22 protein-coding genes are annotated in these 23,544 nt (G+C 63.9%); 5 read left to right on the top strand and 17 right to left on the bottom strand.

Annotated features, from left to right (window positions below):
- Positions 1-67 precede the first annotated feature (67 nt).
- Positions 68-886 (top strand): universal stress protein, encoded by an 819-nt coding sequence (locus VR863_RS08620; RefSeq protein WP_324828057.1) that lies wholly within the window; start codon positions 68-70, stop codon positions 884-886.
- Positions 887-898: 12 nt separating this feature from the next.
- On the opposite strand, the gene VR863_RS08615 is transcribed toward VR863_RS08620, so the two are convergent.
- The 10 genes from VR863_RS08615 to hisG form a co-directional block, all read right to left on the bottom strand.
- Positions 899-2,482 (bottom strand): serine hydrolase, encoded by a 1,584-nt coding sequence (locus tag VR863_RS08615; protein WP_324828056.1) that lies wholly within the window; start codon positions 2,480-2,482, stop codon positions 899-901.
- Positions 2,483-2,556: 74 nt separating this feature from the next.
- Positions 2,557-4,410, bottom strand: coding sequence for a DEAD/DEAH box helicase (locus VR863_RS08610; RefSeq protein ID WP_324828055.1), 1,854 nt, complete (start codon positions 4,408-4,410; stop codon positions 2,557-2,559).
- Positions 4,411-4,681: 271 nt separating this feature from the next.
- Positions 4,682-5,602 (bottom strand): acyl-CoA thioesterase, encoded by a 921-nt coding sequence (locus tag VR863_RS08605; RefSeq protein WP_324828054.1) that lies wholly within the window; start codon positions 5,600-5,602, stop codon positions 4,682-4,684.
- Positions 5,603-5,634: 32 nt separating this feature from the next.
- Complete coding sequence (locus VR863_RS08600) at positions 5,635-6,510, bottom strand: transcriptional regulator (protein ID WP_324828053.1); 876 nt, start codon at positions 6,508-6,510, stop codon at positions 5,635-5,637.
- Positions 6,507-7,676, bottom strand: a complete 1,170-nt coding sequence (locus VR863_RS08595) for a GNAT family N-acetyltransferase (RefSeq protein ID WP_324828052.1) — start codon at positions 7,674-7,676, stop codon at positions 6,507-6,509. The genes VR863_RS08600 and VR863_RS08595 overlap by 4 nt, the downstream gene beginning before the upstream one ends.
- 187 nt (positions 7,677-7,863) lie before the next feature.
- Entirely contained in the window at positions 7,864-9,969 is a 2,106-nt protein-coding gene (locus VR863_RS08590; protein ID WP_324828051.1) for a sodium-translocating pyrophosphatase, read from the bottom strand.
- A gap of 151 nt (positions 9,970-10,120) precedes the next feature.
- Positions 10,121-11,056 carry a thiamine-phosphate kinase gene (thiL, locus tag VR863_RS08585; protein WP_324829248.1) on the bottom strand — a complete coding sequence of 312 codons (936 nt, stop codon included), beginning with the start codon at positions 11,054-11,056 and terminating at the stop codon, positions 10,121-10,123.
- Positions 11,053-11,505 (bottom strand): transcription antitermination factor NusB, encoded by a 453-nt coding sequence (gene nusB, locus VR863_RS08580; protein WP_324828050.1) that lies wholly within the window; start codon positions 11,503-11,505, stop codon positions 11,053-11,055. The genes thiL and nusB overlap by 4 nt, the downstream gene beginning before the upstream one ends.
- Entirely contained in the window at positions 11,502-12,791 is a 1,290-nt protein-coding gene (hisD, locus tag VR863_RS08575; RefSeq protein ID WP_324828049.1) for a histidinol dehydrogenase, read from the bottom strand. Before hisD ends, nusB begins: the two co-directional genes overlap by 4 nt.
- Positions 12,791-13,447: an ATP phosphoribosyltransferase gene (gene hisG / locus VR863_RS08570; RefSeq protein WP_324828048.1), complete on the bottom strand. Its 657-nt coding sequence runs from the start codon at positions 13,445-13,447 to the stop codon at positions 12,791-12,793. The genes hisD and hisG overlap by 1 nt, the downstream gene beginning before the upstream one ends.
- A gap of 42 nt (positions 13,448-13,489) precedes the next feature.
- Between hisG and VR863_RS08565 the strand changes: the two genes are divergently transcribed.
- Positions 13,490-14,587: a DUF2332 domain-containing protein gene (locus VR863_RS08565; RefSeq protein ID WP_324828046.1), complete on the top strand. Its 1,098-nt coding sequence runs from the start codon at positions 13,490-13,492 to the stop codon at positions 14,585-14,587.
- Here VR863_RS08565 and VR863_RS08560 read toward each other — a convergent pair.
- The 4 genes from VR863_RS08560 to VR863_RS08545 are packed head-to-tail and all read right to left on the bottom strand — an operon-like array spanning position 14,584 to position 17,482.
- On the bottom strand, positions 14,584-15,480 hold the full coding sequence (locus tag VR863_RS08560; protein WP_324828045.1) for an alpha/beta fold hydrolase: 897 nt from the start codon (positions 15,478-15,480) through the stop codon (positions 14,584-14,586). The two genes, VR863_RS08565 and VR863_RS08560, sit on opposite strands and share 4 nt — an antisense overlap.
- A gap of 2 nt (positions 15,481-15,482) precedes the next feature.
- On the bottom strand, positions 15,483-16,298 hold the full coding sequence (locus tag VR863_RS08555; protein WP_324828044.1) for an SDR family NAD(P)-dependent oxidoreductase: 816 nt from the start codon (positions 16,296-16,298) through the stop codon (positions 15,483-15,485).
- A 10-nt stretch (positions 16,299-16,308) separates the two neighbouring features.
- The gene (locus tag VR863_RS08550; protein WP_324828043.1) at positions 16,309-17,199 is read right to left on the bottom strand and encodes a pirin family protein; all 891 of its coding nucleotides are present in this window, start codon (positions 17,197-17,199) and stop codon (positions 16,309-16,311) included.
- A 10-nt stretch (positions 17,200-17,209) separates the two neighbouring features.
- Entirely contained in the window at positions 17,210-17,482 is a 273-nt protein-coding gene (locus VR863_RS08545) for a BolA family protein (RefSeq protein ID WP_324828042.1), read from the bottom strand.
- Positions 17,483-17,541: 59 nt separating this feature from the next.
- On the opposite strand from VR863_RS08545, the gene VR863_RS08540 reads away from it, so the two are divergent.
- Positions 17,542-18,135 carry a J domain-containing protein gene (locus tag VR863_RS08540; protein ID WP_324828041.1) on the top strand — a complete coding sequence of 198 codons (594 nt, stop codon included), beginning with the start codon at positions 17,542-17,544 and terminating at the stop codon, positions 18,133-18,135.
- Positions 18,136-18,153: 18 nt separating this feature from the next.
- On the opposite strand, the gene VR863_RS08535 is transcribed toward VR863_RS08540, so the two are convergent.
- The 3 genes from VR863_RS08535 to VR863_RS08525 are packed head-to-tail and all read right to left on the bottom strand — an operon-like array spanning position 18,154 to position 20,117.
- On the bottom strand, positions 18,154-18,591 hold the full coding sequence (locus VR863_RS08535; RefSeq protein WP_324828040.1) for an SRPBCC family protein: 438 nt from the start codon (positions 18,589-18,591) through the stop codon (positions 18,154-18,156).
- Entirely contained in the window at positions 18,588-19,217 is a 630-nt protein-coding gene (locus VR863_RS08530; protein WP_324828039.1) for a glutathione S-transferase family protein, read from the bottom strand. The genes VR863_RS08535 and VR863_RS08530 overlap by 4 nt, the downstream gene beginning before the upstream one ends.
- 54 nt (positions 19,218-19,271) lie before the next feature.
- Positions 19,272-20,117, bottom strand: coding sequence for an oxygenase MpaB family protein (locus VR863_RS08525; RefSeq protein WP_324828038.1), 846 nt, complete (start codon positions 20,115-20,117; stop codon positions 19,272-19,274).
- A 53-nt stretch (positions 20,118-20,170) separates the two neighbouring features.
- Here VR863_RS08525 and cobS point away from each other — a divergent pair, with 53 nt between their 5' ends.
- Together cobS and VR863_RS08515 are read left to right on the top strand one after the other, a co-directional pair.
- Positions 20,171-21,163 (top strand): cobaltochelatase subunit CobS, encoded by a 993-nt coding sequence (gene cobS / locus VR863_RS08520; protein ID WP_324828037.1) that lies wholly within the window; start codon positions 20,171-20,173, stop codon positions 21,161-21,163.
- Between the two features lie 185 nt (positions 21,164-21,348).
- Entirely contained in the window at positions 21,349-23,538 is a 2,190-nt protein-coding gene (locus VR863_RS08515) for a transglycosylase domain-containing protein (RefSeq protein WP_324828036.1), read from the top strand.
- Positions 23,539-23,544 lie beyond the last annotated feature (6 nt).

The raw sequence follows: 23,544 nt of genomic DNA, 5'->3' as shown, positions 1-23,544 counted from the left end.
TCACTTAATTGAGCGAGGGAAATGGCCTCTGATCCAGAGCAGCGCCTCGCTTCGCGGGAGATGCGTGATGAAATCGATTCTCTTCAACGCCCAGTCCGATGCCGGCTTTTCCGGCCGACTTGATGCCGCGCTCGACATCGCGCGGGCCTTCGATGCCCACCTGACACTGGTCCATTCCCTGCCGTATTCGGCGGACGTCTCGCTCGATCCCTATGGCGCTGTGTTTGCCGCGATGATCCCGGTCATGCGCGAAGAAGGCACGAAGCTGCACGAAGCGACGGTGGCCGATCTCGCCAACGAAGATGTCCGTTACGACTGGGTCGAGGAGGCGGGTCCGGTAACCCTTGCGCTGCTCAAGCATTCGATGCTGAGCGATCTCATCGTCTATGGCGAACCGGAAGTGGACCATACCCGGTCCGGTCCGTCCTTTGCCGCTGGCGAACTGGCCTTGTCGGCGAATTGCCCGGTGCTTTTCCTGCCTTACGGTACCACGCGCTTCGATCCCGAAACTCCGGCCGTCGTTGGCTGGGACGGTTCCGCCGAGGCATCACACGCCCTTCGTGCAGCCCTTCCGATGCTGAAGAAATCGAAGGCCGTATATCTCGTCTCGGTCGAAGAGGCCCGCAAGCCGGACACCAGCCACGATCTGCCGCCGGTGAGCGGCGCGGATTATCTCAGCCGGCACGGAATCCGCTGCGAGGTAGTGGCAGTGAAGGCAGGTGACGGCGGCGTTGCCCACGCGCTTGTCGAAGCTGCAAATACGCGCGGTGCAGGCCTGATCGTCATGGGTGCGTACGGGCGTACGCGGTTGTCCGAACGGGTTTTCGGCGGCGCGACCCGCGCCATGCTCAGCAACGCAGGCATCCCCCTGTTGCTGGCGCATTGACGGCGACCCGCGTTACTGTTTCACCAGGTCGAGATCGTGGAAGTCGTACGAGAAATCGGTAATGTCCGACACGGCCTTCATGGTCATCCGCGTTACCGCACCATCGGCCACTTCGAACGTCACCAGGGCGTCGGCCTTGATCGTCCGGTCAGGCCAGATCGCGACGAATGTGTCACCCGCAAACGGGGTGAGAGGCCCGTCGAGGATGGCCGAACGCTGCATGTCGATGAACAATCCGTCCGCGCGCAGACTGATTGTCACGTTGCCGTACCACGGATCGCGGTACGTGCCTGCATAGGCCGAAAGCGGCAGGGACGGGCGCGCTGCATCGGCCGGCGGTGAAATCGCGTCCGATACAAGGGCCAGGGCCGCATCGTTCGCTTCCCGGTTCGCCTTTGCAGCCGCCGCGATCACGTCCTCGTTACGGCCGCCCACCAGATCGTCCGCAATCTGGCGGGTATAGGCGCTGGCGGTGGACATATAGTCGTTGGACGCGGCGAAAACGGCGATGTTTTCCTGCGGCAACAGGATCAGATTGCTGGTGCTGCCAGGTGCGCCGCCGGAATGGGTCACCATCGGCGTGCCTTCCCAATCGCGCACGAACCATCCCAGGGCATAGAGCGAAAGGTTGGTCGATCCGCCAGTCTCGGGAATTGCGCCGCTGCCGACGGGCGTCACACCCTTCCACAGTTCAGCCGCCTGCTTTTCGCTGACAAGCCGCGTTCCGGTGGCGGTTACGCCCCGATCCAGCCAGAGCTTGGACCAGACCATCATGTCGCTTGCCGTGCAGAAAATTCCACCCGCTGCCGCCCATGTCAGGCTGAAATTCATCCGTGGATCGACCGGCGTGCCGCTGGTTTCACCAGCGGCCCTTTCATGCCCGCTTGCGACCGTTCGACCGGGCGCGATCCGCGACTGGTCGGCAGCGCAGTTGGCCATCCCCGCAGGGGTGAAAATTTCGTCCGTTACGAAATCGGACCAGCTCTTGCCCGACACCCGTTCGATCACCTCGCCCGCAATGACGTAGAGCAGGTTGTCATAAGCAAATCCGTCACGAAAACCCGTGGTGGGCCTTAGATGGGGCAGTGCGGCGACAATATCGGAAGGCGCGGCGTTGCCATCGGGCCAGATCAGCAGGTCGCCTGCGCCCAGGGGAAGGCCTGACCGGTGGGTCAGCGCGTCGCGTATCGTGAACCGTTCGCTGACCCACGGATCGTACATGGCGAATTCGGGGATATATTTGCGAACCGGGTCGTCCCAGTCGAGTTCGCCGCGGTCGACGAGAATGGCAAGCGCCGTCGTGGTGAACGCCTTGGAGATGGAGGCGATGGGGAACAGCGTATCCGGGGTGACAGGATTATCGCTGCCTTCTTCGAGTACGCCGAAGGAACCGGTGTAGACCACCTTGCCATCGACCATGACGGCCGCAACCATTCCGGTTGCATCCAGCGCGTCGACGATCCGCCGTGCCTCTCCCTCGTAATCGGGGGCAGGCACGGGCTTGGCAATCGCCAGCGGGGGAACAGGTTCGTGCGCGGCGACGCCTTGTGCGGCCACACCGAGTGTGGCCGCTGCGACCAGGCGGATCAATTTCATCTGCGCAAACTCCATCCCCGAAAATCAGGGCCTGAAGCTAGCGACCGCGTGGTGCGAAACCTAGCGGATAATGATCAGTCGCCCTTGGGCTTGCGCGGACCTTTGAAGGGGCCGCCCTTACCGGGACCGCCAGGCTTACCTTTGAACCCGCCGCCGGGCTTGCTCTTGAAGCCGCCAGGCTTGCCCTTGAACCCGCCGGGCTTGCCCTTGAACCCGCCGCCGGGCTTCAATCCGGCGCCCTTGTCGAAGGGCTTGGGCCGAACGCGCGGCCCGTCGGAATTGTCGCGGTCGCGGCGATTCGTGCGCGCTTCCATGCGCGGACCTTCCGGCGATTCCTCGATCGGGATCGCGTCCTGTTCGTCTTCGCTTTCGGCCGTGCGCTTGAGGGCGTCCGAGAACTTGGGGGCAATGTCGCGCGGAACCTGGAACCAGGTTTCGAACTGACCGACCTTGATCGCGCCAATTTCGTTGCGGGTGATGTGGCCACGGCGGCACAGCAGCGGGAGGATCCAGCGCGGTTCGGCGTTCTGTCGCCGTCCGACACCGATCTTGTACCACACCACGTCTTCGAAACCGGGGCGATGACGATCGGCCTTGGCCTTTTCGCGCGCTTCGGGGGTGTTGGCGAGCAGTTCTTCGGGCTGGGGCAGGCGCATGCGATGGGCATGCACAAGCGCAGCGGCGATATCTTCCGCCGAGCGCTTTTCCATCAGGTCCCGTGCCATCGCACGATCTTCATCGTCGTATTCGACCGATGCGGTCAGTGCGTCCATCAGGCGTTCGCGATCCTTTGCGCGGATCTGGTCCGGCCCGGGTGCGTCCATCCATTCGGCGGCGATGTTGGCACCGCGCAGCATGCCTTCGACACGGCGGCGGCGGTTGTAAGGCACGATGATCGCGGCGGTGCCCTTCTTGCCCGCACGGCCGGTACGGCCCGAACGGTGCTGAAGCGTTTCGGCATCGCGCGGAATTTCGACGTGGATGACGAGGCTGAGGGTGGGAAGATCGATCCCGCGCGCGGCAACGTCGGTCGCCACGCACACGCGAACCCGGCGGTCTCGCAGCGCCTGCAGGGCCTGGTTGCGCTCGCTCTGCGAGTGTTCGCCGGACAGGGCAACGACGGCAAAGCCGCGTTCCTGAAGCGTTGCATGAAGGTGGCGCACATTGTCGCGCGTGGCGCAGAACAGGATTGCCGTTTCCGCCTCGTGGAAGCGCAGCAGGTTGACCACCGCGTTCTCGATTTCGGAAGGGCTGACGGTAATCGCCTGATAGCTGATGTCACCGTGTCCGCGATCTTCGCCGCGCAGCGAAAGGCGTAGCGCGTTGCTCTGATAGCGTTCGGCCAACCGTACGATAGCTTGCGGCATGGTGGCGGAGAACAGGAGGGTGCGGCGGGTATCGGGCGTCGCGTCGAGGATTTCCTCGAGATCGTCGCGGAAGCCCATGTCGAGCATTTCGTCCGCTTCATCCAGCACGACGCCGATCAGGCCCGACAGGTCGAGCGCGCCGCGTTCGAGGTGATCGCGCAGGCGCCCCGGAGTACCGACCACGATGGCCGGCCCGGCACGAAGCGCGCGGCGTTCCTTGCTTGCGTCCATTCCGCCCACGCAGGTTGCGATACGCAGCCCTGCCTTGGCGAACAGCCAGCCCAGTTCGCGGCTCACCTGCAGGGCGAGTTCGCGGGTCGGTGCGATGACCAGCGCCAGCGGCTTTTCCACCAGCGGCATGGAACCGGATTCGGCCAGCAGCTGGTCGGCCAGCGCGAGGCCGAATGCGACGGTCTTGCCCGAACCGGTCTGCGCCGAGACGACAAGGTCGCGTCCGGCGGCATCGGGGGCAATCACGGCAGCCTGCACCGGAGTAGGGGCGGCATAGCCGCGCTCGGTCAGGGCTTCACCGATAATCGGCGGGACGGTTTCGAAAGGCATGCAAACTCACACAGACAAGGGCGCCACGGGTGCGGCGCGGGAGAAACGGGGGTATGAAGGACTGCGCCATCGCAGGCGCCAAACCGGCTGCGGCGGATAACGGATGGGTCCGCGAGCGCCTTTGTCGAACGCCTATAGCGACAAAGTGCGTCTTTGGCTTGCGGTTTTTTTTGCAGGTGCGAAGGCGGCGATGACGGGGCATCTTCGCCCAGCATTCGATAGATCGGCAAATCCGCCAATTATCGTTCAGGCCCAGGAGCCTGCCCCGCACTCAACGTTCGCGCTTCACCCTTTTGCGCATCATGCCTTCCTGGGCAACGCTTGCCACCAGTTCGCCCGCGCGGTTGAATATGCGTCCGCGGTTAAACCCCCGGCCCGAACCGCTCCACGGGGCATCGGTGGCATACAGCAGCCATTCGTCGGCGCGGGCAGGGCGGTGGAACCAGATTGCATGGTCCAGGCTGGCGCCCACCAGTTCGCCGCGCATCCATGACAGGCCATGGGGCAGGGCGCTGGTCCCAAGCAGCGTGTAGTCGCTCGCATAGGCAATCACTGCGCGGTGCAAGGCGGCATCGTCCGGAAGCGGTGCGACCGTGCGAAACCAGCTGTGGGCGCGGGGTTCGCGTGGTTCGGAATTCATCCAGTGCAGCCGGTCAACCGTGCGCATATCGATGGGCCGGGGACGAAGGACGAGCGCCCGCTGCGCCTCGGTCATCCGGTCGCCTGCGCGCTCCACCATCTTGTGCCGCATTTCCATGTCGGATTTGAGTTCTTCGGGCGGGGCGACGTCGGGCATGGCAGCGTCGTCATGGACCAGGCCTTCCTCGGGCCTCTGGAAACTGGCGGTAAGGTTCAGGATCGGCGCCAGTTCGCCGTCATCGCCCGCCTGCATCGCAACCACCCGGCGGTTGGCGAAGCTGCGCCCGTCGAAATCGCGTGCGGTCGTGTAGGAGATATCGACACCTTCCCTGCCGCCGCGCAGGAAGTAGGCGTGGAGCGAGTGCGCCTCCAGCCCGTCCGGGGCGGTCGCCTGGGCTGCCTGCAACGCCTGTGCGATCACCTGGCCGCCGAAGACGCGGCCAACGCCGCCCGGCTGTTGGGGCGCGGTAAAGGCATCGTCGCTGTCGCGGCTGACGGTCAACAGGCGCACGAGGCCTGAAACGAGTTGCTCGGGTGTCTTGGTGTCGGTCACGCGCGGGGCTTTGCGACCGGTTTACGCTTGCGTCAAGCGCGTGTGAGCTTGCGCAAGCCGCGCCATGCGAAGGATTTGGCCCGATTGGAATGCGGCCAGCGCCCCGGCGCGCGCGGAGAAATGCCAAGCCGCCGCAGCGTGCCGTTGAAACTGCGGGCGTAACTTTCGGCATAGCTCCATTCGCTGCGCCAGGTGATCGACAGCGAGATGGAGCTTTGCGGCCCGTTCCTGACGAAATGGGGCGCCATCACGGGCACGAAAACCGCCTGTCCCGGCGCAAGCGCAAACGCCGTGCCACCGTCGAGCAGGGTATCGTCCCACGGCAATTCCCGCGGGCCGCCAAGATGGTAGCTTTCATGGACCGTATCCGGCGCAAACCGTGCGTCGCCTGCCGGAAACTGGGTCATCGTCTTGGTGCCGACAAGCTGGAGCAGGATGTTGTGTTCCGGATCGAAGTGATACGGCGTGATCGCATCGGGGCTGGAAATGAACACAAAGGCTTGCGGCGTCAGCAACGTCCCGGTCTTCGCCTCTATCTGCGGACGGATTTCGCCGAGCAGGTCCATCAGCAGCGCCCGATATTCGGGCACCTGTTCGATGTTCTTCAGCACCGCCCAGCTGTTGCTGGTCGCGATATGGCGGATCGTGTCCTCGATCGACAGGCCATTGGACCCGGGCTTGCCGTCGACGCCCACCGGCAGATCCCCACGGTTGTATTCGATGCTCGCCGGGGGAAGCCTGGCTGCCAGGGCCGCGAGAGTATCGGGTTCAAACCGGCTGTCCGCGCCCAAGCGATGATCGAGCGCATGCGGAATTTCCGGATAGTTTGTGGCAAATGCACCGATGGATTCGGCAGGAAACACCTTTTGCCGGGCGCCGGCTGCGCTGTCGAAAACGGGGTCGGTCATCTGTCCTTCCTTGCACGGCGGGCTTCGATCCGGGTGTAGAATTCGCCCGCTGTGCGCCGCAGGCCGCGCCCGATGCCGACGCTCAGCCAGATCATTTCGCGCCGGTCGCGCCAGATGCGTTCGATCATCGGGTGGTCCGCCGCTGCGCAGCTGTCGCACCATGCGATGGCAGGGTTATCGAGCAAGGCAAGGTTTTCGATCTGCAAGAGCATGCCGGGAGAAAAGCGGGCGAAATCTTCGTCGAAACTGGTTTTGAAGGCGAAGGAACCCGGAGCGCTGATGAAGGTGGCGAGCATCGCGACGGGGCGTCCATCGCACGCAATCGCGAGCCTTTCGAGACGCCCTTGCGCGGCCGCGCCAGCCAGGGCGTTGGTGAAGAACTCCACCCCCCTGGGGTCGGACGCGAGCGCCGAACCGCGCTTGCCCTTCCACCCCCGTTTTTCGAGGTCGATGAATTTCGCGATCCAGTCGTGCAGGCCGCTTTCGTCGCGGCTTCGGATGACCTCGACCGCGCCGTGATCCTCAAGCCGTTTGCGCTGACGGCGCAGCTCCTTGCGCTTCTTGGCGGTCATCGTGTCATCGAGGTGGGCCTGCGGTGTCGGGCCCGCGCGCAGCATCGCGCGCCTTTCGCTCCGCACTTCGCGAAATTGGCGATTGTCTGCGGTGCAGATTTCCACGAGCGCGCGGGTGACCGGGCTTTGCCGTGGAACCGACGGGAAATGGTAGAACCATGCGCCCTGGGCCGATGCGTCCGTATCGGCCAGCAATGCCCGCCAGAAGGCGGTTTCGAACCCGTGCGCGACGAGCGGCAAGGCGCAGAACATGTTCGGGTGGTGCCAGGGCGCAAGGTTTGCGAGTTTGCGGCCGTGGTAATTGGGATCGCGCCAGTGCGTCGTCAGCGCGACGAGCCTTCCCCGTTCGACCAGCAGCGCCAGTCTGACAGCGCCCTGTGGATCGTACGCCTGCAGCGACGGGATAAGGAACCAGTCTTCGAAGAACGGATTTGGCGTGGCGCAATGCGCGGCGAGATGGCGCCATGCGGGAAGCAATGCCGGCAGATCCAGCTCGGTCCACCCACGGATATGCAACCCGTCGGCGAGCGCGCAGGCGGGCACCGCCAAGGCCGCGCCGTGGCTGCGCCCTTCGCCTGTATCCCCTGAATTCAAAGCCTGGCTAGCCGTCAACACCGCGCTTCCGTTCCATCGTGTCAGGCACGCCTACAGCAAGGACGCTGAAAAACGCTTAATGGCGTGATGATCATGGCGGGGTCTGGTGCATGGACACATGGCCAGGAAAAACCCCGCCCGGATCGCTCCGGACGGGGTTTTCATTCCCGAAAGGGAAGTTGCTGGATCAGCCGGCTGCGAGAGCTGCGAGAAGCAGCAGCGCAACGATGTTGGTGATCTTGATCATCGGATTGACGGCCGGACCGGCGGTGTCCTTGTAGGGATCGCCAACGGTGTCGCCCGTTACGGCGGCCTTATGGGCTTCGGAGCCCTTGCCGCCGTGGTTGCCATCTTCGATGTACTTCTTCGCGTTATCCCACGCGCCGCCACCCGCGGTCATCGAGAGAGCGACGAACAGACCACTGACGATCACGCCGAGCAGCAGTGCCCCGAGAGCGGCAAAGCCGTTCTCCTGACCTGCAATCGCCGTGATCACGAAGTAGACCACGATGGGTGCCAGGACCGGCAGCATCGAAGGAATGATCATTTCCTTGATCGCTGCCTTGGTGACGAGATCGACCGTGCGGGCATAATCGGGCTTGCTTGTGCCCGCCATGATCCCGGGATCGCCCGCGAACTGTTCGCGGACATCCTTCACCACGTCGCCCGCAGCGCGGCCAACGGCGGTCATGCCCATCGCACCGAACAGGTACGGGAGCAGGGCACCAAGCAGCAGGCCGACGATGACGTAAGGGTTCTCGAGGCTGAAATTGACAGTCAGATCCGGGAAGAACTCCTTCAGGTCGGTGGTGTAGGCTGCGAACAGCACCAGCGCGGCGAGGCCGGCCGAACCGATTGCATAGCCCTTGGTAACGGCCTTTGTGGTGTTGCCCACGGCGTCGAGCAGATCGGTCTTCTCGCGAACGCTGTCATCGAGGCCCGCCATTTCGGCGATGCCGCCGGCGTTGTCGGTGACAGGACCATAGGCATCGAGCGCGACGACCATGCCTGCAAGCGCCAGCATGGCGGTTGCCGCGTAAGCGATGCCGATGAGGCCCGCGAGCGTATAGGCGATGATGATGCCCGCCACGATGACCAGGGTCGGCAACGCGGTCGATTCAAGGCTGATGGCCAGACCCTGGATGACGTTGGTGCCGTGGCCGGTTTCCGACGACTTGGCGATCGAGCGTACCGGGCGATAATCGGTGCCCGTGTAATACTCGGTGATCCAGATGATCAGGCCGGTGATGACGAGACCCAGCAGCGAACACCAGAACAGCGCCCATCCGTTGAAGGCAGCGATGCCTTCCGATGCGGTGCCGATCGTCGCATCCATTCCGCCCAGCGCGTAATTGATCACGAACCAGATTAGCGGGACCGAAAGCAGAGCGGTGACAAGGAAGCCCTTGTACATTGCGCCCATCACGTTCGTGCCGCCACCGAGGCGAACGAAGTACGTGCCGATGATCGAGGTCACGATGCACGCGCCGCCGATAAGCAGCGGCAGCGCCATCATCGGCAACAACATATCGCCGAGACCCTTGAGCAGCAACGCGGTCAGCACCATGGTGGCGCCGACGGTCACGACGTAGGTTTCGAAAAGGTCGGCGGCCATGCCGGCACAGTCACCGACGTTGTCGCCGACGTTGTCGGCAATAACGGCGGGGTTGCGTGGATCGTCTTCGGGAATACCCGCTTCGACCTTGCCGACAAGGTCGGCGCCGACGTCTGCGGCCTTGGTGAAGATACCGCCGCCCAGACGCGCAAAGATCGAAATCAGCGATGCGCCGAAGGCAAGGCCGACCAGCCCGTCGATCACGTGGCGGTCATTCGGTGCAAAACCGGCAGGGCCGATAAGGTACCAGAAGAACACTGCGATCGCGAGCAGGGCAAGGCCTGCAACAAGCATCCCGGTGATCGCACCCGCGCGGAACGCCAGGGTCAGACCCTGCTGCAAACCGCTTTGCGCGGCAGCCGCGGTACGCACGTTCGCGCGCACCGAGATGTTCATCCCGATAAAGCCCGCAACGCCCGACAGGACGGCGCCGATCACGAAACCGATTGTCGGAATGGCACCAAGGAAAACGAAGACCAGGATGGCCACGACCACACCGACGATGGCGATGGTGGTGTACTGGCGCTTCAGGTAGGCTTGAGCGCCTTCCTGGATGGCGGCAGCGATTTCCTGCATCTTTGCGTTGCCGGCGCCGCTGTTGAGCACCTGGCGGCTGGTGACGAAGCCGTACACGACGGCAAGCAGTCCCAACACGATGGATATGAGAACAAGGTCCACGAAAAAAATCCCCTCCCGTTTGATTATGTCATTTTTCGACCGAACGCGGGAAACGCGCGGCCATATGGCGGGTGGGTATAAGGGTCATCTGTTGCGTGACAAGGCCGAAAAGCGCACAATTCGGCGCTTATCGACTGGCATGATCGTGCAGCTAGTGCGTGTAGCCCAGCGGCGCGTCCGGCGACGGTTCCGAACCGTCGAGCAGCAGCGGCGCCTCCGAACGCGGCAGGACTACGCCGACCTTGCACGACGCCGCGGGTGGGCGGGTGCCTGCGGGCATGGTGAACAGCAGTGCATAGTCATCGCCCCAGCTGGCAGCATGGCGGCGGGCGGCAAACGTGCTGTCGTCACCGATAGCGGCCATGAAGGGGGCGGAAAACGGAATCTGGCCGGATGAGATATCGATCGTCACTCCGCTGGCGCGCGCCATCCGTTCGGCATCGAGCAGCAGGCCGTCAGACACGTCCATCATGGCCGTTACGCACGGTGCGAGCGCCTTCCCTTCGTCCAGCAGGGGCTGGGGGCGAAGGAGTTTTCCGGTGAAGTAGGGGTCAGGCTTTTGCGGCGAACCGCTTTCGCCGCCAGCGTCCTGCCGCGTCAGTTCGAGAAAGCCCTGCGATGCGTCTCCGATCGTGCCGCACACCCAGATCTCGTCGCCCGGCCTTGCACCCGATCTGGAGGGCACCGGTGTATGGCAGGCGCGCCCGATGGCCGTCAGCCCGAAAGTGCGCGGGCCGCGACTGCGGATGGTATCACCGCCCAGCAACGGGACATCGTATCGGGCCAGCACGTCGCGCAGACCATCAACGAAGCGTTCGTCGTCCTGGCCGAGCGAATACCCGAGCAGAACCCCCACGGGTTCGGCACCTTTTGCCGCCAGATCGGACAGGTTCACTGCCACGAGTTTCCAGGCGACGTCGGCCATGTCTGTCCCGGCAAGAAAATGCGTGCCTTCGGCCATCGCGTCATGCGTGAGGACGAGCGTTTCCCCGCCGATTTCGATGACCGCAGTATCGTCTTCCAGCCCGCGCGCAGCCGGTGTCGTCGCCAGCGCCCGAAGCGCGGCGATGAAATCGTGTTCGTTCAGCGCCCGGCCTCTGTGGCCACCGCATCGAGAATGCCGTTGACGAATTTCGCCTCGCGGTCGTCGAAGAACGCCTTGGCCACATCGACATATTCGCTGATCGCCGTGGCCTTGGGCACATCGGCGCGCGCGATCAATTCATAGGTGCCCGCGCGCAGGATCTGGAGCATTGTCTTGTCCAGTCGGGCCAAGGTCCAGCCGGATGCGAGGCGGGCTGCGATCCGTTCATTGATCTCGTCGCTCCGCGCTCCGACCCCGGCGACGATGTCGTCGAAGAAATCGACGTCGGCGTCGGCGTATTCCTCGTCCTCGATCACCTGACCGATACGGTGCTGGTGGAATTCGTTGAGAAGCCGGGTGAGCGGCGTCTTTTCCATGTGCTGCTGATAAAGCGCCTGGACGGCGGCAAGGCGGGCGGCCGAACGGGCCTGGCTGCGAATTTTATGGTTCACTTGAGTCTCACGGAAATCGAAAGGGCGTGGGCGGGCAGGCCTTCTGCTTCGGCCAGTTTGACGGCGGCCGGACCAATCGCGGCCAGCGCGTCGTCGGACGCGTCGATAAAGCTGGTCCGCTTCATGAAGTCGAGGACCGAAAGGCCGCTGGCGAAACGGGCACGGCGGCCGGTGGGAAGAACGTGGTTCGGACCGGCGATGTAATCCCCCACCGCCTCGGGCGTGTGGCGGCCCAGAAACACGCTGCCCGCGTGGCGCAGCTTGTCGAACAGGGCCTGCGGGTTTTCAACCATCAGTTCGGCATGTTCGGCCGCCAGGCGGTCGGACAGGGCTGGTGCCTGATCGAGGTTGTCGACGATCACGATCAGGCCGTGCGCGTCCCAGCTTGCCTTGGCGGTCTTCGCGGTCGAAAGCTTAATCAGCGCGCGGTCGATGGCGTCTTCGACCTGGCGGGCCAGCGCTTCGTCGTCGGTGATGAGAATGGATTGGCTGGAGGGATCGTGTTCGGCCTGGCTCAGCAGGTCGGCGGCAATCCAGTCGGGATTGTTGTTCTTGTCCGCGATGACCAGGATTTCGCTCGGCCCTGCGACCATGTCGATGCCGACAACGCCGAACATCTGGCGCTTGGCTTCGGCGACCCAGGCATTGCCCGGCCCCGTAATGACGTCGACTTTGGCGATGCGCTGGGTGCCATACGCCAGCGCGCCCACGGCCTGCGCGCCGCCGACCCGCCAGATCTCATCGACACCGGCAATATGCGCGGCGGCAAGAACCAGCGAATTGACCTGTCCCTTGGGCGTCGGCGTGGTCACCACGAGGCGCCCGACGCCGGCAACCTTTGCCGGAATGGCGTTCATCAGAAGCGAAGACGGATAGGCCGCGCGGCCCCCGGGGACATACAGCCCCGCAGCGTCCACCGGCAACCACCGCGCGCCGAGGCGCATTCCGATGGAATCGGTGTAATCGCGGTCTTCGGGAAGCTGGCTGGCGTGATAGGCGCGGATACGTTCCGCAGCCAGTTCAAGCGCGTCGCGCAAATCAGCGTCCAGAGCGTCGTAGGCGTCCTTGCAGGCCGCCGCAGGGATGCGCCAATCGTCATCCGTGGCCAGGCGGTGTCCGTCGAACCGCAGCGAATATTCCGCCAGCGCGGCATCGCCGCGTTCGCGCACTTCGTTGAGGATGGCGGCGACATCGCGCGCAACATCGGAGTCGCTTTCGCGGCGGTTACGCACCACGCGTTCGAACGCGCGTTCGAAATCGGGATCGGTGGTTCGCAGGAATTTCATCAGGCGGCCCTGCGCTCGGACGCATCGCGGCGGAACGCCTCGACCAGGGCCGCAACGCGCGGATCGGTCTTCAACGCGGCGCGGTTCACGATGAGACGGGCGGTAATGTCGAGGATATGGCCGGTTTCGACCAGGCCGTTGTCCTTGAGCGTCTGGCCCGAAGAAACAAGGTCCACGATCCGTCCGGCCAGACCCAGCGCCGGGGCAATTTCCATCGCGCCGTTGAGCTTGACGCATTCGGCCTGCACGCCGCGCTGCTCGAAATAGCGGCGTGTCAGATTGGGGTATTTCGTCGCCACGCGGACATGGCTCGCCCCGTCGACGCTCGCAGCGCCTTCCCTGGGTTCGGCAACGGCAAGGTGGCAGTGGCCAAAGTCGAGATCGACCGGCGCGTAAAGATCGGCGTAGTCGAATTCCTCGATCACGTCGGAGCCGACGATGCCGAGCTGCGCGGCGCCGTGGGCAACGAATGTCGCCACGTCGAAGGCGCGCACGCGGATCAACGCCATGTCGTCGCGCGTGGTGGCAAATGTCAGCGAGCGGTTGGCCTTGTCGTGAAACGCATCTTCGGGCACCACGCCGGCACGCGCCATCACGGGCAACGCTTCGTCGAGAATACGCCCCTTGGGCACGGCAAAGGTCAGGGTATCGCTCATCGCTGGCGCAGATAGGCAAGCGCATGGAAAAGGGCAACGTGTATGGGCGATTCATCGCAAAGGCCCGATTACGAAAAGATCGACATGTCCGCTCGCGGGGGTGGCGCGGTTCCCACGGCTTTCGCCAATCAGGTCGCCTATTGCGAAAATGCCGGTGCGCCGATTACCGCCCGCGTGGTTGCCGCGATCTGGGCCGCTATCGAAGGTGGTCTGGATAACGCACTGGCCCGCCGGATTGCACAATGGCAGGGCGCGCCCCTTGCCGATGCCCTGCCATTGCGGATCGCCGGCGGGCTGCATTCGCTGCATCTTTCGGCTGACGAACCGGCGCTTTTACCCATTTACCGGGGCATCGGGGCCGATGATGCCAGCATCGTGGCCAATGCAATGCAGGCCCACGAAGCGCGGCTTCTCCCATGGCTGGACGGTCCGCCGCAAACGAACGAGGCGGGCCGATCGAGCAATTTCATCGCCGCCATGCTGTGGCTTGCGGACCAAGGTTTGCCGCCGCGTTTTCAATGCCTGGAAATCGGGTCGAGCGCGGGGATCAACCTGATGCTCGATCGATACCGCTACGATCTGGGCGGCGTCGAAGTTGGGCCCGCCGATGCCGCCATGCACTTCAAACCGGAATGGCAGGGCGCCCCCCCGCCGGACCATCCCATTGCCATTGTGTCGACCAGGGGATGCGATGTCGCGCCCGTCGACCTTACCGACGCCGCGCAGGCGTTGCGGCTGAAAGCCTATATCTGGCCCGAGCATTCGGTCCGCTTCGAGCGGATGGAGGCGGCCATCGCTGCTGCCAAGGTCGCCAGACCCGATATTGCCGGGATGAACGCCGCCGATTTCGTGGAGGCCGAACTGGCAAAGCCGCAGGAACCGGGCACCACGCGGATGCTGATGCATTCGATCGTGTGGCAATACGTACCCCAGGATCAGCAGGAACGGATCACCGCCGCGATGGAAGCCGCAGGGGCCAGGGCGACGCGCGAAACGCCGTTGGCGTGGGTCAGCGTCGAGGCTGACCGCACCGTTCACCGCCACATGCTTCGCGTCCGGTATTGGCCAGGGGGAGAACGGTCGATCCAGCTTGCCTGGTCACACCCCCACGGTGCCGATATCGACTGGATCGCAGGCTAGGCGGTTCGGGCCAGAAACGATTCCAGCGCGGCGTTGAAGGCTGCCGGTTTTTCCCACTGAACGAAATGGCCCGAACCGGGCACTTTCACCACTTCGGGATTGACCACCACGTCTTCGATCCCGTCGAGATTGGCGGGCGGTAGCGCCGCGTCCTCCAGCGCCCAGATCACCAGGGTCGGGATGGCGAGCCTTGGCAGGGCAAACGGCTGGTAGCCTTCCGGCAATTCATATGGCGCGTCGAGCGTCGGCACTTCCATCGGGCTGGCGCGGTAGTAGTTGAGCATTCCGAACGCGGCGTCCGGGTCGGACCAATCGCGCAGCAAGGCGGCTTGTTCCTCGGGCTCCATGGCTGTCGTCAGATCGCCGCCGAACACCTGCATCAACAGCGCGCCCAGACCATGTTCGCGGATCAGGGGATCATGCGACGGGTCGCGAAACGCGCGGAAATACTGGCTGGCCTCGCGCTGCTGGCGGTTGGTGTAGAGCAACTGGGGAAACAGCACCGGATGCGGCGCATTGGCGATTATCGCACGCGTGACGCGGCCGTTCATCATTCCGGCATACGCCACGCCCCACGCGATCGCGCCGCCCCAGTCGTGACCCACGATCGTGAAGGTTTCCACACCCAGTGCATCGGCCAGGCCGAACACGTCGCCGATCATCTTGTCGGGGGTGTAGCTTTCGACATCCTGCGGCTTGGACGATCCGCGATAGCCGCGCTGATCGGGCGCGATGCAGCGGAACCGGTCGGAAAAATGCCGGATCTGGTTGCGCCAGGTGCGATGACTTTCGGGAAAGCCATGCAGGAAAAACAGCACGGGTGCATCGCGCGGCCCTTCGTCGACCACGTCGAGTTCGATCCCGTTGGCGAGCGAAACACGCGTCTGTTCCATGGTCAGTCCTCGGCCTGCATCTTCTCCATGTATCCGGCAGCGACCATCCCGGCGACCTGGTCCAGCAACTGGTCCGGGGTGCGCCGCATTTCGCCCATCGCCTGTTCCATGCCTTCTGCCACGATGATTTCGCGCTGACCTGCGGCCACACCGTCGACAATGCGTCTCGCCGCTTCGGCCGGTGCAAGGCCGTTGTCGATGACCCCGTCGCTGCGCCCGCGCTTGCTGCCATCGGCCGTCAGGGCGTTGCGGCTGACATCGGTGGCGACCGATCCGGGGCACACGACATGCACCGAAACGCCGCGCTGCGACAATTCTGCGCGCAGCGCATCGGCGTATCCGATCAGGCCATGCTTGGCCGCGCAATAGGCTGTCCGCATCGGAACGCCGACCTTGCCCGCGATGGAGGAGATGAACAGCAGGTGCCCGCTGCCCCTTTGCGTTACGTGCGGGAGCAGCGCCTGCGTGGCGGCGATTTGCGCGGTGAGATCGATGTCGATGATCTCGCGGTAGACATCCATCGCCGTGTCGATGGCCGGGCTGCGCTGGGACACGCCTGCGTTGGCCACGAAGATATCGACCCCGCCGTTCCAGGCGGCAGCCTTGGCCGTGGCGGCCTGCATTGCCGCATCGTCGCGCACGTCGAACGGCAGCACCAGCGTTTGCGTTGGCAGGCTGTCGGCCACCTCGGCCAACCGCGCCTCGTCACGGCCCGACAGGATTATGCGTGCGCCGCGGCCGGCCCATTCGCGTGCCAGTGCGGCGCCGATGCCGCTGCTTGCCCCGGTGATCCATGCGGTCTTGCCTTCGAAACTCATATCGTCCCCCTCAAGGATAGGTCACGGTCTTGGGCGCGCCTTCGGGCAGGGGAATGAATTCCTCTTCATCTCCCGGCACCTTGGGAAAGCGCCCGTCGCGCCAGTCGCGTTTGGCCTGTTCGATCCGTTCGCGGCTGGAACTGACGAAATTCCACCAGGCGTGACGGCTCGTTTCGAACGCCTCCCCGCCGAGCAGCATCACGCGCGCGCCGGTCTTGCTCTGCAAGGTCATGTCCCGGCCCGGCTGGAGGACGGCCAGCTGGTGTTTCACCAGCTCGTGACCATCCACGCTCGCTTCGCCGTCGATCAGCATCACCGCGCGCTCGTCGGCGTCTTCTTCCAACGGGATCGCGCCGCCGGGTTCGAGGATGATTTCGGCATAGATCGTGTCGGCATAGGTGGTGGTCGGCGCGCGTTCGCCCCACAATTCGCCCATGATGACAATGGCTTTCGCGCGCCCGTCCTCGATCACCGGCAGGTTGGTCACGGCTTCGAACGCGGGATCGATTTCCTCGCGCCCATCGGGCAGGGCCAGCCAGGTCTGCATACCGAACAGGCGTGGTCCGGCCTTGCGTTCGGCATCGGGTGACCGTTCGGAATGCACGATACCGCGCCCGGCGGTCATCAGGTTCACCTGCCCCGGGCGAATGGTCGAAAAGGTGCCCAGGCTGTCGCGGTGATCGATGGCGCCTTCGAACAGCCAGGTCACTGTCGCCAGATTGATGTGCGGATGCGGGCGGACATCCATTCCGGCGCCAAGGTCGAGTTGGGCAGGGCCAAACTGATCGACGAAGATGAACGGGCCGACCATGGACCGCGCACGGGCCGGAAGAACCCGGCGAACCTCGAACTGGCCGAGATCATGGGTCGTCGGAGTGATTACCTGTGCGATCTGGCTCATGCGCTGCCTCTCAAACCGTCGGTGCCGAAGCCTGGATGGCGAGGGCGTGGACCCGTTCGCCCGGAATATCGCCCAGTGCCTTGTTGATCATGCGCTGGCGATCGAGTCGGCTCTTGCCTGCGAAGGCGGCCGCTTCGATGACGACGGTGAAATGCGATTCCCCGCTACCGTCATCGCCCGAATGGCCGTGATGCTTTGCGCTGTCGTTGATGACTTCGAGGCGCGTGGGTTGAAACGCCTGGGTCAGAAGGGCTTCCATTTCCTGCTGGACACTGCCGGCCATGCACTAAATCTCCTCTGGTGGGGTTTCCATACCTGAAATCGCTCCCCATCCTAGAGCGAATGCGGCAATCTAAGTTTCACGGACGTTATGAAGAAACGGGACGGCAATGCTCCCACCCCACCTGCAACGAGCCGGGGGAATTCCGCGCGCCCGGAACGCGGGGCCATGGTTTTGACGGGCCGGGGGAATGGCGCTGGATGTGCCTTGTCCACGTGCGCGAATTCAACGCAGGCTACGACTGGTTCGAAGGGATGAGCGCGGAAGAAATCATCGAAGCGCAAGGCCCGGCCAGCGGATGGCGCACCGAAAGTCCCAGCTTCCGGCCAACCGCGGGCGTCGACGGAATGCCGCGCTGGGCCGATTACGTCGACCCGCTCGATGCCATTGCCGCACGCGCCAACGGCATCAAGAGCCGCGCCCGGCGCGAGGTCGAGATGGCGATGGACGGGCGTTTCAGCGCCGACGAAGCCAAGGCGCTCGATGCGATGGGGCTGGGCCTGGAAGTCGACTTGCGCGGATTGCGGCGGCGCTATTCCGAACTCGTGCGCCGGTATCACCCCGACCGCAACGGCGGCGACCGGCGCCACGAAGCGCGGCTGGGGCAAGTCGTCGAAGCCTACCAATTGCTCAGGAAATCGCGCGCCCTCGTCTGAAATCGCCCGGCGGTACGGTCACGCCTCGCACAGCGCCGCCAACTGTTGCGCGCAGGCACCCCAGCCGTCTTCGAAGCCCATGTCCTTGTGCTGGGTGCAGGCTTCCGCGGTCCAGTGTCGTGCGATTGCGGTGTACCGCGTTCCATCGCCTTCGGGTTCGATTTGCCAGATACCGACCATGAACGGGCCCGCAGGATTGAAATCCGCGTCGAGTGCGTCCGTGGTCACGAACCGGCGGCCTTCCTCCCAGGCGAGATAAATTCCCTCGTTCGGAATCACTTCGCCATCGGGCCCCTTCATCACCATCGAACAGCGCCCGCCCGCACGGCGATCCTGCGCCAGGATTTCCGTCCGCCATGGCACCGGGCACCACCATTCTTCCTGGCGGTTGGTGAGGACATCCCACACCTTTTCAGGCGGTGCGTCGATGTATCGGGTGACCGAAAGTTCGTTCACTTCTGCATCTCCGCGATCAGTTTCATGTCGATGGCCTTGGCCGCGGTATAGGCTTGGCGCGCGCGCAAACGGCCGGCGTAAGCCTCGAATGCGGGGCGGGCGGGAATGGAGCCGAACTGAAGCCCCCAATCGACCTGGCTGCCGACATAGACATCCGCCATCGTGAAGCGCGCGCCGCACACGAAATCCCGGTCCGCCAGCATGGCTTCGAACGCGTCGATGGTGCGTTCGTAGGTTCCAAAGCCGGCCATGCCCACCCTGTCTTCGGGAACTTCCCAGCCCATGGCGTTTGCCACCACCGCCTGTTCGACCGGACCGGCGGCGAAGAAGAGATAACGGAAGTAATCGGCCTTTTCGTGTGCATGGGGCAGCAGGTCGGCGTCGGCATGAACTTCGGCGAGATAGTGGCAGATCGCCGCGCATTCGGTGATCACATGAATGTGATCGCCTTCGTGGTGGTGAACCAGCGTCGGCACCTTTCCCATCGGGTTGGCGTCGGTCAGCGATCTTGGCTTGTCGCTCCAATCCACCAGTTCGGTGTCGTAAGCGGCCCCGACTTCATGCAGCGCCCAACGCACGATCTGGCCGCGGCTCATCGGATTGGTAAAAAAGGTGAAATTCGCCATTGCCGGTCTCCTCTTTGCCTTCGCGATGTAGCAGGCAACGAATGCCGTCGCCTGTCAATTCTGGCGAAATGCCCAGCGCAGGGTCCTGCCTACGCCCCAGGTGGCTGCACGGGCCGGAATGCCCCCCAGTCCGGGCCGTTCGAGACCAAGCATCGACCGCGCAAACGGCGGCAGGAGCGCAATCGATTCCGCCACGATCGCCTTTTGCAGGGCAGGCGGGGCGCCTTCGGGTTTCACGTTCACAACGAATTCGGCAACTTCACGCGCTTCGGCGCTTGTCTTGAGATCCTGGCGCAGCTCGCGAAAAATTGCCTCGGCTTCGCGGCGGTCGAGCGGGACGGGATCGGCGCCCAGCGCGCGCGCCACCAGCGCGAACTGGCGGAAATACTCGTCCTGTTCGTGGCCCGGCATGTCAGGGCGTGAGACGCGCATGTAGCCTGCCAGAAAGCTGGTCGATTCCGCTACGTGCACCCACGCCAGCGTGCGCGGATCGGTGGCGGAATAAAGCGAACCGTCGGGCAGCGTGCCGTTCACCGATTTGTGGATCCGGTTGACCCGTTCGATCGATGCCATCGCCACATCGCGATGCGCAAAGGTGGTGTCGGTAATGAAATGCGCGGTCCGGCTGAGGCGCCCGTGCAGGTCGGTCCGAAAATTCGAGAAATCGAGCACGCCTTGCAAGGCGTGGGGATGCAGCATTTGCAGAAACAGGCCCCGTATCCCGCCAACCATCATCCCGATGACATCGGCGTGGACCATGCGGATGGGGCTGTCCTTTTCGAACAGCGCATCGTCCGATGGGGGGCGGGGCTGGGCCGCGGTGTTGCCTTCGTTGAAGGCTGCGCGGACATTGCCGATTATCCGCTGGCGCAGAAATTCTAGGGGGTCGGGGCGACTCACTTTCCCAATATAGGCTTGGCGCGCGCGAGATAAATGCCTACGTCGCAAGCGCGATGAACGAGATGACCGACAAGAGCTTCGACGCGGCCGCCAAGACCGTCCTTCCCGCCCCCGATATCGAGGTCGACGTGCGCGACACCTTCGGGATCGATATCGACTGGAAGGTGCCTGCCTTCAGCAAGCCGGACGAGCGCACACCCGATCTCGACGAAGCCTATGTTTTCGATGCGGATACGACGCTGGCGATCCTGGCCGGGTTTGCCCACAACCGCCGCGTGATGGTCCAGGGCTATCATGGCACGGGCAAGTCCACGCACATCGAACAGGTCGCCGCGCGCCTCAACTGGCCCTGCATCCGTATCAACCTGGATGCGCACATCAGCCGTATCGACCTGGTGGGCCGCGACGCGATCGTGCTTCGTGACGGGTTGCAGGTCACCGAATTTCGTGAAGGCCTGTTGCCGTGGGCCTTGCAGCACCCCGTGGCGCTCGTGTTCGACGAATACGATGCCGGGCGACCGGATGTCATGTTCGTCATCCAGCGCGTGCTGGAACAGCAGGGCAAGCTCACCCTGCTCGATCAGAACCGCGTCATCCGGCCCGATCCGAATTTCCGCCTGTTCGCCACCGCCAACACGGTTGGCCTGGGCGATACGTCCGGCCTTTATCATGGCACGCAGCAGATCAACCAGGGGCAGATGGACCGCTGGAACATCGTCGTCGGTCTGAATTATCTGCCCGCCGAAACCGAACAGAAGATCGTCGAGGCGAAAAACCCCGATATCGACCCCAAGATCCTTTCCGACATGATCAAGGTTGCCGACCTTTCGCGGCAGGGCTTCATCAACGGCGATATTTCCACGGTCATGAGCCCGCGTACGGTCATCACCTGGGCGCAGAATTACGCCATCTTCAAGGATGTCGGATTCTCGTTCCGCCTCTCCTTCCTCAACAAGTGCGACGAGGAAGAACGTATGCTGGTGGCCGAATACTACCAGCGCGTGTTCGGCACCGACCTTCCCGAAAGCGTGGTCGGGAAATCATGATACGAACGGGGCACGCCGGTCCGGTCGCGCTGCCCGCCCCTGACGTGCCTCGCCCATGATTGACGGGGCAGCAAGGCGCAGGCCGCGCTTGCTCGGCACCGCCACGCGAACCGTCATGCCGGTCGTTGAAGGTTAATGTCACAGACCCTATTCATAGCTGTATTGAGTTGCTAACACAGTAGGTTATGGGCGTCATCGATTCCATCTTTCGCAGGCGGCGGAGCGAGCCGGAGGTGCAGGGGCATCGAGGCTACTATTCCCTGCACGACGGGCTAGACGACGATGCCTGGGATGCGCGCTGGGACGATCTCGACAGCGCCGTTGCCCGCACGGAAAAGGAACGGCTGCGCGTCTGGCAGATCGACTATTGGCGTGACCGGCGCAAGCGCTGGTGGGCGGTGCGGATCGTCGCGGCCCTGATCGGCCTGTTCCTCGTCCTTGTCGCCTGGCTGGCGATCACCGCGCCCTTGTCGAAGTCGCTCGAACCCATTGCGCCGCCGCAAATCACCCTGCTCGCCGCCGACGGAACACCGATCGCGCGGAACGGGGCGATTACCGACGAACCGGTGGACGTGTCCAACCTGCCGCCCCACGTGGTCGAGGCGTTTCTGGCGATCGAGGATCGCCGGTTTTACGATCACTGGGGCGTCGACCCCCGCGGCATTGCGCGCGCTGCGTTCACCGGTACGGGCGGTGGCAGCACGATCACGCAGCAACTTGCCAAGTTCACCTTCCTGACGCCCGAACGCACGCTGACCCGCAAGGCCCGAGAGGCGATGATTGCGTTCTGGCTGGAATCCTGGCTGACGAAGGACGAAATTCTCGAGCGGTATCTTTCCAACGCCTATTTCGGCGACAATGTGTACGGCTTGCGTGCGGCCAGCCTCCATTATTTCTATCGCCAGCCGGAAAAGCTCAAGGCCAACCAGGCCGCGATGCTGGCCGGTCTGTTGCAGGCACCGTCCGCCTACGCGCCCACCAAGCATTACGACCGCGCGGAAAAGCGGATGCGGCTGGTCGTCCAGTCGATGGTCGCGGCAGGGTTCATCACCGAAGGCGAAGCGCGGGCGATGCGTCCGCCGCTGCTCGATGTGCGTATGCGCAGCGACGTTCCGACGGGCACCTATTTTGCTGACTGGGCCTTGCCCGAAGCCCGCAAGCTGACCGAAGGCGGATACGACCGCCGGACCTTGACGACCACGCTTGATTCCAAACTGCAGAACATCGCCCGCAAGGTCACCCAGCGCGCCCCGCTTGGCTCAGCCCAGGTCGCGCTGATCGCGATGCGGCCCAACGGCGAGGTGGTGGCGATGATCGGCGGAAAGGATTACGCCAAGTCGCCCTTCAACCGCGCCACGCAGGCCAAACGGCAGCCGGGCTCGACCTTCAAGTTGTTCGTATATCTGGCGGCCCTGCGCGCCGGGTGGGAGCCGGGTGACCGGATCGCGAATACCGAGATCACCGAAGGCAGCTATCGTCCGAAGAATTCGCGGGGGCGCTATTCGGAAAGCCTGACGCTGGAAGATGCCTTCGCGCAATCGAGCAATGTTGCAGCCGTGCGCCTTCTGGGCGAAGTCGGCAGCGACAAGGTGATCGCAACGGCCCGCGACCTTGGTGTCACATCGCCATTGGCCAAGGGCGATCCCAGCATGGCGCTGGGCACCGGAACGATGACCTTGCTCGAACTGACCTCCGCTTATGCGGCGATCGCAGCCAACGCCTATCCTGTCGAACCCCATGCGTTTGCCCGGCCCGAGCAGGGCTGGTTCGAGAAGATGTGGGACGGCCCGTCGAGCTTTTCGTCCTCCACCCGTGACGAAATGCAGCGCATGCTGCGTGCGGCCATCAACAAGGGCACGGGCCGGGCCGCGACCTTGAGCGTTCCAAACTTCGGCAAGACCGGAACCACGCAGGACAATCGCGATGCGCTGTTCGTGGGCTTTGCCGGGGACCTGGTTGTGGGCGTGTGGATCGGCAACGATGACAATTCGCCGCTGGATGGCGGCATCACGGGCGGCGGTCTGCCCGCGCGCGTGTGGCGCGACTTCATGAACGAGGCCCTTGGGGCGAGCGCGGCTCAGCGCCAGCCTGCACCCAGCGATCAGGCCGATCCCGGTGGCCCCATCGAGCCGCTGGACGTGCCGGACATCGAGGATATCCCGATCGGGGATGGCAATTCGCGGCTGCGTATCCGCGATGGAGAGGCGGTCTTCTCGACCGAGATTGACGGTATTCCGATCGACATTCGCGTGGGCGACGACGGCATCGGGGTCGATGAACAATCCATCGAACAGGCGCGCCGCAGGGCCGAACAACGCAGGGATGAAGCCTTGCGGCAGATCGAGGAAAACCAGCGCCAGCTGGAACCGCAATAGCGCGCG

The organism is Qipengyuania zhejiangensis, assembly GCF_035607565.1.
GTDB lineage: Bacteria > Pseudomonadota > Alphaproteobacteria > Sphingomonadales > Sphingomonadaceae > Qipengyuania > Qipengyuania zhejiangensis.
The sequence above is the reverse complement of the archived record's forward strand: the minus strand, read 5'-3'. Positions and strand labels throughout refer to the sequence as shown.

What these genes read in the sequence shown, in the direction of transcription:
- VR863_RS08555 (WP_324828044.1), bottom strand. Translation starts at nt 16,298, where the DNA reads ATGAGTTTCGAAGGCAAGACCGCATGGATCACCGGGGCAAGCAGCGGC.
- VR863_RS08600 (WP_324828053.1), bottom strand. Translation starts at nt 6,510, where the DNA reads ATGACCGACCCCGTTTTCGACAGCGCAGCCGGCGCCCGGCAAAAGGTG.
- VR863_RS08560 (WP_324828045.1), bottom strand. Translation starts at nt 15,480, where the DNA reads ATGGAACAGACGCGTGTTTCGCTCGCCAACGGGATCGAACTCGACGTG.
- hisG (WP_324828048.1), bottom strand. Translation starts at nt 13,447, where the DNA reads ATGAGCGATACCCTGACCTTTGCCGTGCCCAAGGGGCGTATTCTCGAC.
- hisD (WP_324828049.1), bottom strand. Translation starts at nt 12,791, where the DNA reads ATGAAATTCCTGCGAACCACCGATCCCGATTTCGAACGCGCGTTCGAA.
- VR863_RS08615 (WP_324828056.1), bottom strand. Translation starts at nt 2,482, where the DNA reads ATGAAATTGATCCGCCTGGTCGCAGCGGCCACACTCGGTGTGGCCGCA.
- VR863_RS08610 (WP_324828055.1), bottom strand. Translation starts at nt 4,410, where the DNA reads ATGCCTTTCGAAACCGTCCCGCCGATTATCGGTGAAGCCCTGACCGAG.
- VR863_RS08545 (WP_324828042.1), bottom strand. Translation starts at nt 17,482, where the DNA reads ATGGCCGGCAGTGTCCAGCAGGAAATGGAAGCCCTTCTGACCCAGGCG.
- VR863_RS08550 (WP_324828043.1), bottom strand. Translation starts at nt 17,199, where the DNA reads ATGAGCCAGATCGCACAGGTAATCACTCCGACGACCCATGATCTCGGC.
- VR863_RS08530 (WP_324828039.1), bottom strand. Translation starts at nt 19,217, where the DNA reads ATGGCGAATTTCACCTTTTTTACCAATCCGATGAGCCGCGGCCAGATC.
- VR863_RS08515 (WP_324828036.1), top strand. Translation starts at nt 21,349, where the DNA reads ATGGGCGTCATCGATTCCATCTTTCGCAGGCGGCGGAGCGAGCCGGAG.
- VR863_RS08620 (WP_324828057.1), top strand. Translation starts at nt 68, where the DNA reads ATGAAATCGATTCTCTTCAACGCCCAGTCCGATGCCGGCTTTTCCGGC.
- cobS (WP_324828037.1), top strand. Translation starts at nt 20,171, where the DNA reads ATGAACGAGATGACCGACAAGAGCTTCGACGCGGCCGCCAAGACCGTC.
- VR863_RS08540 (WP_324828041.1), top strand. Translation starts at nt 17,542, where the DNA reads ATGCGGCAATCTAAGTTTCACGGACGTTATGAAGAAACGGGACGGCAA.
- VR863_RS08565 (WP_324828046.1), top strand. Translation starts at nt 13,490, where the DNA reads ATGGGCGATTCATCGCAAAGGCCCGATTACGAAAAGATCGACATGTCC.